Raw genomic sequence first — 12,882 nt, forward strand, 5'->3', positions numbered from 1 at the left:
CTCACAGGGGAGAAACAGGTGCGGCCGAATGCCCGGCCTTCCCTGCGCAGTGGTTGAAACGGCTTATGTCGCGCTCTCGCCGGTGAGTCGATCCCTTTGCCACCGTCGCCTTGCAGCTTTCATGGGATGCACAGGTCCGGTCGGACCAGCGCACCGCTGCAAGACTTGACGCCGGATATTCGGGCGTCACGACCACACGATTTTGCCGTACGCGAGCAGCCCCGTCGTACACGCGCCCGCTGATCGCTCACGGGGACACCCCGCCCTGCGACCGCATCTGGCACCAACGCCGCCCGCGTCCACCGCCCCTCACCCCACGAACCCTGACGATCGCGATCCGTCCCTTACCGGGGGATGAGTTGGGAGGGATCATAGGGTGTTTCGTTTTTCGAGTAAAGCGAATTTTGGATTATTCGAATGAGAGATGTGCTTCAGGCCTTCTTAAAACATCGAAAACAACCCCATGCACAGTAGACGGCGACTGACAGATCAATGGGTTGCGAGAGTCGGTCGGAGGCCACAATTCAACGCGGCGGTTTTCGCGCAGACCGCCACGCTGGACCTCGGTCTCGGCAGTGGTCGTGCTTCCACCGGTGGCGGCGATTTCGATTTCGTCGCCCTCCTTGAGAGCGAGCTGGTCGATCAGCTCCTGGGGGAAGAACCACAGCAAGATCGTCATCCCATTTGAAAACCTTCATCGCTGTCTCCGCGGGAGCAGACTATGGCCGGGGCGAGTGCTGCTTCTCTGCGTCGAGGCGCTCAATGTCTTCTCTGAGAAGGGTGTTCACGAGGTCGTTCAGCGAGGTGCCTTGGGTCTCGGCGAGGTCCGAGAGGTAGGCCAGAACCTCGGGTTCCAGGTGCACCGGCGGCACGAGGCGAGCGCCTTTGCGGAAGAACTTGCCGCGCGCGGCGGTCGAGAAATCGTATTCGTCCTTCATCGGATTACCGTTCAACCTTCATAAGACCTGATCTCGCGGCGACTCGGGTAGCGCGCCGAGATGATGCGGATCGCGGCCCGGTCCGCTGTCAGCTCGACATAGGTATGAACGACCAGAAGCAAATTACCAGCCGGGCTCCGGCCCATGGTAACCCATCGCTCCTCCCCTTTGCCAGACTCATTGTCGAGTAGCGACAGGGCCAGCGGATCGCTGAAAACGCCCATCGCCGCCTCGAAGGCGACCCCATGCTTGCGCCGATTGCTCTCCGCCTTGATCGGGTCCCAATCGAACTCGAACTGCATAGTCAGAGTGCCCCGAGAAGACACGGTGCTGGAGGGCGGCGAAGAGGACATCAATCGTTGCCTCCTCACAGAGCGTAGGAATAAGCCTTTCCGTAAGAACTTCCAAGCAGCCAGATCAGATAGGAGGGGTTAAAACCGCCTCAGCGTGCCCTCACCGCTCGTCCCGCCCATACCGCGTGATCTATCGGCGGAGATAGAAGTACCGAACAACTCATCTTCGCCAAACTTCTCCCTGTGGTTATGGGTCCCGGCGTTCGCCGGGACGACAGGGGAGAATGAGGCGACGGCGTTGCCAAAATTCCTCCCCCCCGAACCACATCCCTGCTCCCCGCGACTAACCCTCGCCTCAACGGCGAGGCGCTTCCAATGGAGACTACCAGTGGCGTTTGCCTTGCCTTCGCGTGCTTATGATCTGAAGATGCTGGACCGTCCCGCCGATCGCGCGCGCGACCAGGGTTGGGTCTATGGCCTGCCGCCGGGCATCGGCAGCGAGCAATGGCCGCTTGATCCCGTCACCGGCTATCCGCTGATGCACGGCTTCACGCTGCTGCTGCCGGAAGATTATCGCGTGCATGGCGAGGACATCGTCGCGGTGTCGTTCTTCGCCACTCCGGCTGATCACACTGACGGCGGCGCGACCGATGTCCCCGAGATCCGCGCGGCGGTGATGGCGCAGCCATCGCATCCGCGCCTGTCGCGCATGACCGACATCCTCGACTACGAATATGCCGCGCTGCTGCTGACCAGAAGCGAATACGAAGGCCCGTTCGCGACACCGCCCGCGCCGCTTGCGCTGGCGACGGCCGACCGGCCGCGCTGGCTCGATGTCGGCGGCGCCAGTGCCTTCTTTGAGACGGCCCCGCCCTTTGCGCAGAAGATGTTCGCCGGCCCTCCGCGTGCCGAACTGGCCGAGAACCTCGCGATCGCGTTGACGCCGCGCGCTGATGATCCCAACGCCGGCAAGGCCCCGCAGGACCCGCACATCCCGCGCAACCCGCCGACCGGCTATCAGTCCTATTATTACTTTGAGGGCGGCGTCCCGACCGCCGACAATTACCGCCTGCACGACTGGGCCAAGGACCACGCCCACAACCATCTCGGCGGCACCATGCGGCCGTGCCAGGCGGTGCCGGAGATGAGTCCGTTCTATATCGAGTTCGAGGAATATCTCGGCGGCTACAATTTCGGCACCGGCAACGCGCAGCTCGACTTCAGGGACATGAAATTCGACTGGGCGTGCGGCTGATCGAAGCGGCTTCGGCGGCGTAGGCGGGACAGGCCCCACCGATGGAGATTCCCGAGCTTCCAACGCCAGCCCAAGCTTGCCTGCCAGAAAAATCGATTTTCGATTTTCTATTGACCCCGGGATGCCGCCTTGCAATCATCGCCCGATGGGTCCGCTTCAATTCGATATGTCCGGAAACTCCGGGGATGGTCCGCGCAGCCTGACGTCGGCGCTGCATGAGCGGTTGCGCGCCGATATCCTGGCGGCGCGACTGCTGCCGGCCCAGAAGCTGCACATCGCCGGCCTCGCCAAGCAGTTTTCGGTGAGCCTTGCCGCCGTCCGCGAGGCACTGTCGCGCCTCGTCGCCGACGGCCTGGTGCAGGCCTCGGACCAGCGCGGCTTCCGCGTCAGCCCGGTGTCGCTCGCCGATCTCGCCGACGTGACGCAGACCCGGATCGACATCGAGGGGCTTGCGCTGCGCCGGTCGATCGAGCGGGGCGACGATGCCTGGCTCGAATCGGTGAAGTCGACCTGGTCGGCTCTGAAAGCCGTCCCCTATCACTACCCCGATGATCCCACGGTGCATTACGAGGAATGGGTGATCCGTCACCGCATTTTCCACCGTGCGCTGGTCAACGCCTGCGGCTCGCCATGGCTGCTCGGCTTCCGCGACGTGTTGCACGAGCAAAGCGAGCGATATCGGCGTCTGTCGATCCGTCGCGAGCCCGGCGTCAAGCCGCGCGACGTCGAGGCTGAGCACGAGGCGATCGTCGCGGCCGTGATGAAGCGCGACGCCGATGCGGCGGTTCGCGCTCTGTCAAAGCATTTCGGTATCACCAAGGAATTCGTCGAGCTCGCCGCCTCGCGCATTGCGGAGGTGAGCCGCACGACCTGACGATCCGGACGAATCCGGCACACAAACAAGAAAAGACAGACCGGGAGGAAACAATGAAGATCAATCGCCGTCATGCGCTCCTATCGCTCGTTGCCGCCGCCATCCTGGCCGGCCCCGCGAACGCCGCCGACACCATCCGCGTCGGCCTGCCCACCAAGACATATTGGCCAACGACGATCGCCGAGACGGCGGTGCGGCAAAAGCTGTTCGAGAAGGAAGGCATCCAGGCCGAGCTGACCATCTACCGCAGCGGTGCCGAGACCTTCGAGGGCATGGCCGCAGGCGCGGCCGACATCATCCTCGATCCGCCGTCGCTGGTCTCCGCCGGGCGCAAGAAGGGCGTGATGTCGCGCATCGTCGCCAACGCCGCGATGGGCAATTTCGGCTGGCAGCTGATGGTGCCGACCAAATCCACGCTCGACGTCAAGGACCTCAACGGCAAGAAGGTGGCGATCACCGCGGCCGGCTCGGGCTCGGACCTGCTCGCGCTGTGGACCATTCAGGACAAGAAGATCGACTTCACGCGCGTGCCCGTCGGCGGTGGCGGCCTGGTGCCGAACCTGCTCGCCGGCAATGTCGAGGCCGCCGTGGTCTATTCGCCGCTGAGCTTCCAGATCTCGAAATCCGGCGAAGCCAAGACCATTCTCGACTATTCGACCGCTGTGCCGCCGAACCTCACCGCGGGCTGGATCGTGCTCGACAAGTTTGCCGATGCAAAACCCCAGATGGTGCAGAAGGCGGTGAACGCCCTCTACGGCGCGGTCGCATTCATGCGGGCCAATCGCGACGTCACCGTCAAGCTGATCGCCGAGCTCTACGAAATGCCGCCGGAGATCGCCGGCCTCGAATACGACAACACCATCATGAAGCTGGAGACCAGCGGCGACATGGGCGCGGCCAACGTCAGCGCCGCCGTGCAGCTGTCGCTCGATCTCGCCAAGCTCGGCGGGCTCAAGGACATCGTGCCCGCCGAGGACGTGATCTCGACCAAGTTCAAGCCCGTCCCGACCAAGCCGTAACGATGCAGGGCACGCTCGCCATCAACCTCGCGCGGATCGCGATCATCGTCGCGGTCCTGGCGCTGTGGGAAATGCTGTCGCGCACCGGCATCGTCAATCCGCGGCTGCTGCCGTCGGCCTCCGACACATTCGTGACGCTCGGCGAACTGCTGCAGCGCGCCGCGGTGCAGAAGGATTTGATGGTCACCGCGACCGAGGTGCTGACGGCGTTCGCGCTGGCCGTGCCGTTCGGCGCGCTGATCGGCTTCCTGGTCGCGGAGAACCGCTACTTCGCCGATGTCGCCAAGCCGCTGCTGTTCTTCGCCTTCAGCATCCCGAAGTCGATCTTCCTGCCGATGTTCATCCTGGTGTTCGGCGTCGGCTTTGCCCAGAAGGTCGGCTTCGGCTTCTTCTCCACGATCTTCATCGTGATCATGTCGACCACCACCGCGGTGGAGTCGGTCAAGGTCGAGCATCTGACGGTGGCACGCTCCTATGGCGCCACGCGGATGCAGACCGCGTTCCGGGTCTATCTGCCGAGCATGCTGCCGGTGCTGCTGGAGGCCTTGCGGATCTCCATGATCTTCAACCTCACCGGCGTCATCCTCGCCGAGATGTACGCCTCGCGCGACGGCATCGGCCACCAGATCGCGACCTGGGGCGAGAATTTCCAGATGAAGCAGCTCCTCGCCGGCGTCGTGATGGTCGCCGCGATCGCCATGACCTTCAACGAACTTGTCAGATGGGTGGAAACGCGATGCAGCCATTGGCGAACGTGACCCAATTGAAGCCCGCCCCGCGCGCCGGCGCGATCGAGGTGAAGAATGTCGGCCAGGTGTTCAAGACCCGGTCGCAGGACGTCGTCGCGCTGGAGGACGTCTCCCTCGAGGTCAAGCCCGGCCGCTTCGTGGTGCTGGTCGGACCCAGTGGCTGCGGCAAGTCCACCCTCCTGATGATGATGGCGGGCCTGCGCCAGCAGACCGCGGGCACGATCACCATCAGCGGCGCGCCGATCCTGCAGCCCGACCCCGACAGGGTCGGCGTGGTGTTCCAGGAAGCGAGCCTGTTTCCCTGGCTGACGGCCGAGGACAATGTCGAGTTTCCGCTGGCGCTGCGCGGCGTGCCCAAGGCCGAGCGCCGCGCCAAGGCGCAGGATGCGCTCAAGCTGGTCGGGCTCGAAGGTTTCGGCAGGCGCCATCCGCACGAGCTCTCGGGCGGCATGAAGCAGCGCGTCTCGATCGCGCGCGGGCTGGTGCAGGATCCGCCCGTGCTGCTGATGGACGAGCCGTTCGCAGCGCTCGACGAGCAGACGCGCATGACCATGGGCGACGAGCTGCTGCGCATCTGGGCGGCGACCGGCAAGACGGTCGTCTTCGTCACCCACAGCCTCACCGAAGCCGTCTATCTCGCCGATGAGGTGATCGTGATGTCGGCGCGGCCCGGCCACATCGTCGACCATCTTCAGGTCCAGCTGCCGCGGCCTCGCACCTACGAGATGCTGAGCGGCGATGCGTTCGGGAGCCTGCGCGACCGCATCTGGCGGCATATCCGCAAATCGGCGTGAGGCGACGATGAGCGCCAGGATCAGTGCCAGAATAAGCGCGAGGACGTTGCGATATCTGATCGTGATCGGCCTGATCGCCTTGTGGGAGCTGCTGCCGCGCACCGGGCTCATTGCCGAGCTGTTCCTGCCCTCGCTATCGTCCACCTTGATGGCCGGATGGACCGACGCCGGCGAATATGGTCATGCGCTGGCAGTCACGCTCTACGAGGTCGTGGTCTCCATGGCGTTCGCCTGCGGCGGCGGCATCCTGCTCGGCGCCGTCGTCGGCAGCCTGCCGCGCCCGCGCGTGTTGATCATGCCGATGGTGTCGAGCCTCTACGCGGTGCCGCTGGTGATCCTCTATCCCGTTTTCACCGTGTGGCTCGGCATCGGCTCGGAATCCAAGATCGCGTTCGCCTCGATCTACGGCTTTCTGCCGACGATGCTCGCGACCGCTGCCGGCATCCAGACCATCGATCCGCAGCTCCTGCTCGCGGCCCGCAGCATGGGCGCGACGCTGAGCCAGCGGCTGGTCCGCGTCATCATCCCCGCGGCGATCCCGACCGTCCTGTCCGGCCTTCGTGTCGGCGGCGCGCTGGTGATCGTCGGCGTCGTCGTCTCGGAGATGCTGATCTCCTCGGCCGGCATCGGCTATTTGATCTCGCGCTACCGCACCATCCTCGACAGCCCGCACGTGTTCGCGGGCGTGCTGCTGGTGCTGTTCCTCGCGATCGGCTTCAACGCCGTAATCCGGTGGATCGAGCGCAAGGCGGCGATCTGGCAGACCGGCACCCGCGCCGGCCAGGCCAACGACGACATCGCGACAGGCGCGATGCAGCCGGCGACCTGAGGTAGCTGCGTGTACGATCTGACCCTGACATTCGACAACGGCCCCGATCCCGAGGTGACGCCGCGCGTGCTCGACATTCTCGGGACGCGCGGGATCAAGACCACCTTCTTCGTCATCGGCGAGAAGCTCGCCAACCCCGAGCGGCGCGGCCTTGCGGAGCGCGCGCACCGCGAGGGGCACTGGATCGGCAACCACACCTTCACGCACAGCATCCCGCTTGGCGAGCAATCCGGGCGCGACACCGCGGAGAACGAGATCGGCCGCACGCAGGACGCGATTGGCGATCTCGCCCATCCGCAGCGCTGGTTCCGGCCGTTCGGTGGCGGCGGCAATCTCGACAAGCGGCTGCTCAAGCCGTCCGTGGTCGACTATCTCACACGCAAAAAGCACAGCTGCGTGCTCTGGAATTCGATTCCGCGCGACTGGGACGACCCCGACGGCTGGACCGAGCGCGCGCTCGACCAATGCAGCCGGCAGCCCTGGACACTGATGGTGCTGCACGATCTTCCGACCGGCGCGATGGCGCATCTGGAACGCTTTCTCGACCGCGCCGGTGCGGCCGGCGCCCGCTTCCGCCAGGACTTCCCGCCGGCCTGCGTTCCGATCCGGGGCGGCGAGATCGCGCTTCCGATCAACGACTATGTTTCCTCCATCGAAGAGAGTGTTTGACCCATGAAAGTCGCAAGCTTCACCATCGCCGGCAGTGCGAGCTATGGCATCGTCACCGACAAGGGTGTCATCGATGCCGGCAAGCGCCTGAAGGCCTATCCGACGCTGAAGGCGCTGCTTGCAAAGGGCTCGCTCGACGAGCTGAAGAAGCTCATCGCCGAGAAGCCCGACTACGCATTGCAGGACGTCGCGCTGCTGCCGACGGTCCCCGATCCCGACAAGATCTTCTGCATCGGCGTCAACTACGCCACGCATCTCGCCGAGAGCGGCCACCCGACGCCGGCGCATCCGATGATCTTCACCCGCTTCGCCAACAGCCAGGTCGGCCACGGCCAGCCGATGATCCGGCCGCTGGAATCCGAGCGTTTCGACTATGAGGGCGAAATGGCCGTCATCATCGGCAAGGCCGGCCGCCGCATCGCGCGTGAAGCTGCGCTCAGCCATGTCGCAGGTTATGCCTGCTACAATGACGGCAGCATCCGCGACTGGCAGCGCCACACCTCGCAATTCGCGCCGGGCAAGAATTTTGCCGGGACCGGCGGCTTCGGGCCGTGGATGGTCACGACCGACGAGCTGACCGATGTCACCGCGCAGACGCTGATCACCCGGCTCAACGGCGTCGAGGTGCAGAAGGCGCCGATCTCCGATCTCGTCTTCGACGTGCCGGCCCTGATCGCCTATTGCTCGACCTTCACTGAGCTCGTGCCCGGCGACGTGATCGTGACAGGCACGACCGGCGGCGTCGGCGCCTATCGCACGCCGCCGCTGTGGATGAAGGGCGGTGACGTCGTCGAGATCGAGATCTCCGGCATCGGCATCCTCAGTAATCCCGTCAAGGACGAGGGTTCAGTCGCGGCAACGCGCGCGGCCTGACCAGACGCGCTCACAACAGCGCTCAACAACAATAAGAAGGAGAACCCCATGCCCATGCCAACGCACATCCTGCCGACCACCGTGGTCGGCAGCTATCCGCAGCCGGAATGGCTGGTGAACCGCGCCATGCTGTCGAAGGTGGTGCCGCGCACCCGCCTGCACGACATGTGGCGGCTGCCGGCGGAGCATCTGGAGGAAGCCCAGGACGATGCCACCATCGTCGCGATCCGCGACATGGAACGCGCCGGCATCGACATCGTGACCGACGGCGAGATTCGCCGCGAGAGCTATTCCAACCGTTTCGCCACCGCGCTCGATGGCATCGACGGCGACAATCCCGCGATGATCGTGGCGCGCACCGGCAACACGAAGACGCCGGTGCCGCGCGTCGTCGGTCCCATCAGGCGCAAAGGCCCGGTCGAGCTGCATGACATGCAGTTCCTGCGTGAGAACACCGAGCGTGCGGCGAAGATCACCCTTCCCGGCCCGTTCACGATGAGCCAGCAGGCCAAGAACGAGTTCTACAAGGACGAGGAAGAGCTGGCGATGGCACTGGCCGAGGCCGTCAATGCCGAGGCGCTCGATCTGCAAAAGGCCGGCGCCGACGTGATCCAGCTCGACGAGCCCTGGGTGCGCAACAATCCGGAGCTCGCCAAGCGCTATGCAGTCAAGGCGATCAACCGCGCGCTGCAGGGCATCACAGTGCCGACCGTGGTGCATCTCTGCTTTGGCTATGCGGCCGTCGTGCCGGGTTCGAACAAGCCGGCCGGCTATTCCTACCTGGCCGAGCTCGACGACACCATCGCCGACCAGATCTCGATCGAGGCGGCGCAGCCGAAGCTCGACCTCGGCGTGCTCAAGGATTTGTCGTCGAAGAAGATCATGCTCGGCGTGCTCGACCTCGCGGACCCCGCGATCGAGAGCGTCGATACTGTCGCCGATCGCATCCGCAACGGGCTCAAATACGTGTCGCCCGACCGTCTGATCCCCGCGCCCGATTGCGGCATGAAATACATGCCGCGCGCGACCGCATTCGGGAAGCTGAAGGCCATGTGCGATGCGGCCGCGAAGGTCAGGCGGGAGATTAGCTAACCGATTTCACGGGGAGGCGTCTCGCCGTCGGCCTCACGCCCCCCGCTTCGGCCCGATCGCCTCGAAGCCGGCCTTCTGCTCGTCGGTCAGATCCGCCTCGAAATCGTCGAGCGCATCGGTGACGCCGTTCACCGCTTGCAACATCGTTTGCAGCCGCGCTTTCACGGCGGTGAGGCGGGCCTGCGGTGTCTCGGGCGTCTGTGACGGGCAGGCACTGAGCGTTTCCATGGTGCGCAGCGTGGTGTCCTGGAGCACCTCGAAGCGGGCGCGGGCGGTGTCGTCGAGACGGAGCGTCGAGGCGACATCATCTGCCGGCCATTGCTGCTGCACGAGCTGCTCATACTGACGCTGCAGCTTTTCGTCATAGCGGGGATCGCTGTTCGGGTCGCAGGCGCTCGAGGCCTGCGCATCCTTGCTCGTATCCTTGCTCGTATCCTTGCGCTGCATGGACGCGAGCGCGGCACGACGGTCCTTGGAGAGAGCCTCGAGCTTGGCCTTCTGGCCGTCATCGAGCAGACCTGTGAACTTCGCCAGCGGCGCCTCGATGGCGTCGGCTGCCTTGATCATGGCCTCGATGCGCGCCTGCATCAGCCCCAGCCGTTCCAACGCGCTGGCGGGCGCCTGCGCCGGGCAGGCGGCGCGGATGGTGTCGCGCGCATTGGTCCAGGCGGATGCGAGCTCGTCGAGCGCCACGCGCTGCAATTCGTTCGGCTGCAGGGCGCTGGCGATGCGGTCGACCGGCAGACCGCCGGTGTCGCTGGCCTCGCACAGGGTCTCCGCAGTCGGGACCCGTCGCCCGCGCCGGCCTTGCGGTGCGGTGTAGGCCGCGAGTTCGGTCGCCGCATAGGGCGCGAAGAGCGCGGCATAGATGTCGCCATAGCCGTAAAGCGACAGGCTGGTCGCATCGCCGAAGACCACGGCATTGGTGAGGTCGTCATGCGCGAACGGCCAGAACACCGGGCCGACCCAGCCGTAGCTGCCGTCGGGATGGCGCCACCAACCCTGCGGTCGGCGACCGCCCTGCCAGCCCGACAAGGCTGCTTGCGCCGTGAGTGCCGCACGCAGGACGTAAGGATTGGAATTCTGGCTGCGCTCGGCGCCGCGCGGATCTTGACGTGGATCTTGCGACCTCAACGCGGCGGAGCGGTATCGGCCGCCCCGCACCGCCATGCGGGAATGGCGCAAGCGCGACATGCCGATCACATGGCCAACGGCGAAGCGTGCGACGCCAAGCGGACCGCCGCGCAATCCGAACTGCGCTTCAGCCTTACCGGGCAGCAGCACTGCCGCCATCATGATGGTCGCGCCTGCCAGCGCCAGTCCCATGCGTCCTGACACGACCGCTGACCTGACCAATTCGGCCTCCTCCCAGCTGCCCGCGCGCGCACTGCGGCGCATCGAGATGACGCGCCGGGGAACCAATTGTTCCCCGGGGGACACAGGGCAAAGCGTCGCGGGCGGCGGCTGACTTCATTCCGCCCGCGGGAGAAGGAGGAGAAAGACCGCGCCCTCACTCCGCCTTTTGCGGCATCACAAACGTCTGGCCGGGATAGATCAGATTGGGATTGTGGATCTTGTCGCGGTTGGCCTTGAAGATCACGGCGTAGCGGGCGCCGTCGCCATAAGCCAGCCGACTGAGCGCCCACAGGCTGTCGCCGCGGGAAATCACCCGGCTGCCGGTCTCCGCCGGCGCGGCGCTGAGGCCATCCGCCGGCGAGGCCGATGCAACGGTCGTCGCCGCCGGCGCCCGCGCCATGACGCGAGGTTTCGGCGCGCCGACCAGCTTCGGCCGGGCCGCGAGCCCGTCGGATGCCGCGGCCAGATGCGGCGAGCCCGACTGCAGGGCGGCGACGACATCCGATTTGTCGTCCGGCTTCTCGGCCTGCTTCACGTCTTGCCTGGCGACCGGTGCCGGACGCGCGGGCGGCGGCGCCGCCTCGGCGATGGTCACCGGCATGGTCCGGCTGGACTGCGTGACCGTGCCATCCGGCGCCCTGGCGCGGAGCGTCAATTCATAGGAGCCGGCGGGAAGCTGCGGCGGGGTCATGACGAACTGACCCGAAGCGTCCGCGACCACCGTATCCAGCGGCTTGCCGTCGCGTAGCAGCTCGACCTTGGCACCCGGCGTGGCCTGGCCCGCAATCACCGCCGCCTCGCCGTGATCGTCGACGCGGGCGACGTCGAAACGGGGGCCGGTGTCGGCGACCGCCAGCGGCGGCTTGACCGGTGCAAGATCGGGCAGCGCCGTGACCTGCTTCTGAATCTCGCCCAGCGCGGCCACCTTCGGCTCGGGGGCCGGCGACGGCAACGCCGCGGGCGCAGGCGGCGCGATGGCGGCAAGCTTTGGCTGGTCCGGTTTGGGCTGTTCCAGTTTCGGCTCGGGCTTGAGGTCGACCTTGGCCTCGACCTTTGGTTCGACCTTGGACTCGGGCTTGGCGGCGACGGCGGTCTTGGTCCCGTCCGGCAGCAGGCGGCGCAGCTCGGTCGGGCCGATCACCAGCACCGTGCCGACCAGTGCGAGCAGGCAAAGAGCAATGAAGGCCTTGGATGCGGTCATCATCGGAAAAGAACCTTGGGTGGCAAATCAGCCGAGGGCGGCAGGGTGCGCCGAATTGGCTGCGGCAGCAAGACGGTCGATGGGATGAGACCTCCGTCCCGGCACTCAGGGATGAACCGGCGCCACCCCGCCGGCGTCAAATCACGCGAGGCCGCATCGCGGCATTTTTTGAGGAATTTTCCCGTGACCGCATTTCGCCGTTCCGCCCCAAATCTCACCCTTGGGGTGGCGCTTGCCCTGACGCTTGCCGCTTCCCCCGCGCTTTCAGCCTCCGGCCCGCCGCCGGGGTTTGTCCTCACCGACAATGCCGAGCTGGCCTTCACCTCGCCCGACGGCGCCACCAAGATCGAGCAGTACATGAAGGACAGTGAAGACCTTTTCGGCGTCAAATGGCAGGTCTGGGCGCGGCGCGGGGATCAGATGACGGAGCTGAAGCCCGAGCAGGGCTATGGCGCCGGCTTCCGCTTCACCAGCGACTCGCAATGGCTGGTGCGCATGCAGAAGACTGGCTCGGGCTCGCAGGACCTCTTTCTCTACCATGTCGAGAATGGGAAGTTCGTAAGCGCAACGAAGCAATCACTCAGCGATCTCGCCTGGGCCTATTTCCACAGCCGTCCCGACACCAAGAAGATGAAGCTCGACTACCACATCTCGGCCAATCTCATGAAAGGCACGGAGGATGGGTATCGCTGGCTCGGCGTCGACTGGCCCAACAACCGCTACCTGCTGATCTCGCTGTCGGGCGAAATGGACAAGCATCCGAAGAACGTCGCCGTGAAGGGGCTCGCCGACTGGAAATGCCGCTATGACCTCAAGACCGGCAAGTTCGATGTCCCCGCGATGTTCGCCAAGGGCAATGCGGAAGCGCTTGAGTGGGAGATCAGGCGGTGAGTACACCGCAATCGCCGCGATCGCTGGAACCAACCCTCTGATTTCGTTC

General features: G+C 65.4%; 15 protein-coding genes. 10 read left to right on the plus strand and 5 right to left on the minus strand.

Annotation, left to right across the window (positions count from 1 at the left end):
- Nucleotides 1–409 precede the first annotated feature (409 nt).
- Genes GDN70_RS01665 through GDN70_RS01675 form a run of 3 tightly spaced genes read right to left on the minus strand, consistent with a single transcriptional unit; the run spans nucleotide 410 to nucleotide 1,240 of the window.
- Nucleotides 410–679: a hypothetical protein gene (locus GDN70_RS01665; RefSeq protein WP_038950749.1), complete on the minus strand. Its 270-nt coding sequence runs from the start codon at nucleotides 677–679 to the stop codon at nucleotides 410–412.
- A gap of 40 nt (nucleotides 680–719) precedes the next feature.
- A complete protein-coding gene (locus GDN70_RS01670; protein ID WP_028143888.1) occupies nucleotides 720–938 on the minus strand; it encodes a hypothetical protein in 219 nt (72 codons plus the stop codon).
- An 11-nt stretch (nucleotides 939–949) separates the two neighbouring features.
- Entirely contained in the window at nucleotides 950–1,240 is a 291-nt protein-coding gene (locus tag GDN70_RS01675; protein ID WP_028143887.1) for a BrnT family toxin, read from the minus strand.
- Between the two features lie 379 nt (nucleotides 1,241–1,619).
- Between GDN70_RS01675 and GDN70_RS01680 the strand changes: the two genes are divergently transcribed.
- From GDN70_RS01680 to GDN70_RS01720, 9 genes are all read left to right on the plus strand, one after another.
- Complete coding sequence (locus GDN70_RS01680; RefSeq protein ID WP_038973083.1) at nucleotides 1,620–2,486, plus strand: hypothetical protein; 867 nt, start codon at nucleotides 1,620–1,622, stop codon at nucleotides 2,484–2,486.
- Nucleotides 2,487–2,652: 166 nt separating this feature from the next.
- Nucleotides 2,653–3,360 carry a GntR family transcriptional regulator gene (locus GDN70_RS01685; RefSeq protein WP_038973090.1) on the plus strand — a complete coding sequence of 236 codons (708 nt, stop codon included), beginning with the start codon at nucleotides 2,653–2,655 and terminating at the stop codon, nucleotides 3,358–3,360.
- A gap of 53 nt (nucleotides 3,361–3,413) precedes the next feature.
- Nucleotides 3,414–4,379: an ABC transporter substrate-binding protein gene (locus GDN70_RS01690; RefSeq protein ID WP_038973082.1), complete on the plus strand. Its 966-nt coding sequence runs from the start codon at nucleotides 3,414–3,416 to the stop codon at nucleotides 4,377–4,379.
- Between the two features lie 2 nt (nucleotides 4,380–4,381).
- Nucleotides 4,382–5,137, plus strand: coding sequence for an ABC transporter permease (locus tag GDN70_RS01695; RefSeq protein WP_028143883.1), 756 nt, complete (start codon nucleotides 4,382–4,384; stop codon nucleotides 5,135–5,137).
- Nucleotides 5,116–5,922, plus strand: a complete 807-nt coding sequence (locus GDN70_RS01700; protein ID WP_050995725.1) for an ABC transporter ATP-binding protein — start codon at nucleotides 5,116–5,118, stop codon at nucleotides 5,920–5,922. The genes GDN70_RS01695 and GDN70_RS01700 overlap by 22 nt, the downstream gene beginning before the upstream one ends.
- Nucleotides 5,923–5,929: 7 nt before the next feature.
- A complete protein-coding gene (locus GDN70_RS01705; protein ID WP_028143881.1) occupies nucleotides 5,930–6,751 on the plus strand; it encodes an ABC transporter permease in 822 nt (273 codons plus the stop codon).
- A gap of 9 nt (nucleotides 6,752–6,760) precedes the next feature.
- Complete coding sequence (locus GDN70_RS01710) at nucleotides 6,761–7,420, plus strand: polysaccharide deacetylase family protein (RefSeq protein WP_028143880.1); 660 nt, start codon at nucleotides 6,761–6,763, stop codon at nucleotides 7,418–7,420.
- 3 nt (nucleotides 7,421–7,423) lie between these two features.
- Nucleotides 7,424–8,293, plus strand: a complete 870-nt coding sequence (locus GDN70_RS01715) for a fumarylacetoacetate hydrolase family protein (RefSeq protein ID WP_095425518.1) — start codon at nucleotides 7,424–7,426, stop codon at nucleotides 8,291–8,293.
- 48 nt (nucleotides 8,294–8,341) lie between these two features.
- Nucleotides 8,342–9,385 carry a uroporphyrinogen decarboxylase family protein gene (locus GDN70_RS01720; RefSeq protein WP_197742269.1) on the plus strand — a complete coding sequence of 348 codons (1,044 nt, stop codon included), beginning with the start codon at nucleotides 8,342–8,344 and terminating at the stop codon, nucleotides 9,383–9,385.
- Nucleotides 9,386–9,418: 33 nt separating this feature from the next.
- Here the strand turns inward: GDN70_RS01720 and GDN70_RS01725 are convergent, their stop codons facing one another.
- Together GDN70_RS01725 and GDN70_RS01730 are read right to left on the minus strand one after the other, a co-directional pair.
- Complete coding sequence (locus GDN70_RS01725; RefSeq protein ID WP_049801917.1) at nucleotides 9,419–10,711, minus strand: Spy/CpxP family protein refolding chaperone; 1,293 nt, start codon at nucleotides 10,709–10,711, stop codon at nucleotides 9,419–9,421.
- Nucleotides 10,712–10,895: 184 nt separating this feature from the next.
- Nucleotides 10,896–11,945, minus strand: a complete 1,050-nt coding sequence (locus tag GDN70_RS01730) for a LysM peptidoglycan-binding domain-containing protein (protein ID WP_038973079.1) — start codon at nucleotides 11,943–11,945, stop codon at nucleotides 10,896–10,898.
- Nucleotides 11,946–12,125: 180 nt separating this feature from the next.
- Between GDN70_RS01730 and GDN70_RS01735 the strand changes: the two genes are divergently transcribed.
- A complete protein-coding gene (locus tag GDN70_RS01735; RefSeq protein WP_038973087.1) occupies nucleotides 12,126–12,833 on the plus strand; it encodes a hypothetical protein in 708 nt (235 codons plus the stop codon).
- The last annotated feature ends 49 nt before the right edge of the window (nucleotides 12,834–12,882 follow it).

The sequence above is a fragment of the Bradyrhizobium sp. TM102 genome (assembly GCF_009176685.1).
Lineage (GTDB): Bacteria > Pseudomonadota > Alphaproteobacteria > Rhizobiales > Xanthobacteraceae > Bradyrhizobium > Bradyrhizobium ottawaense.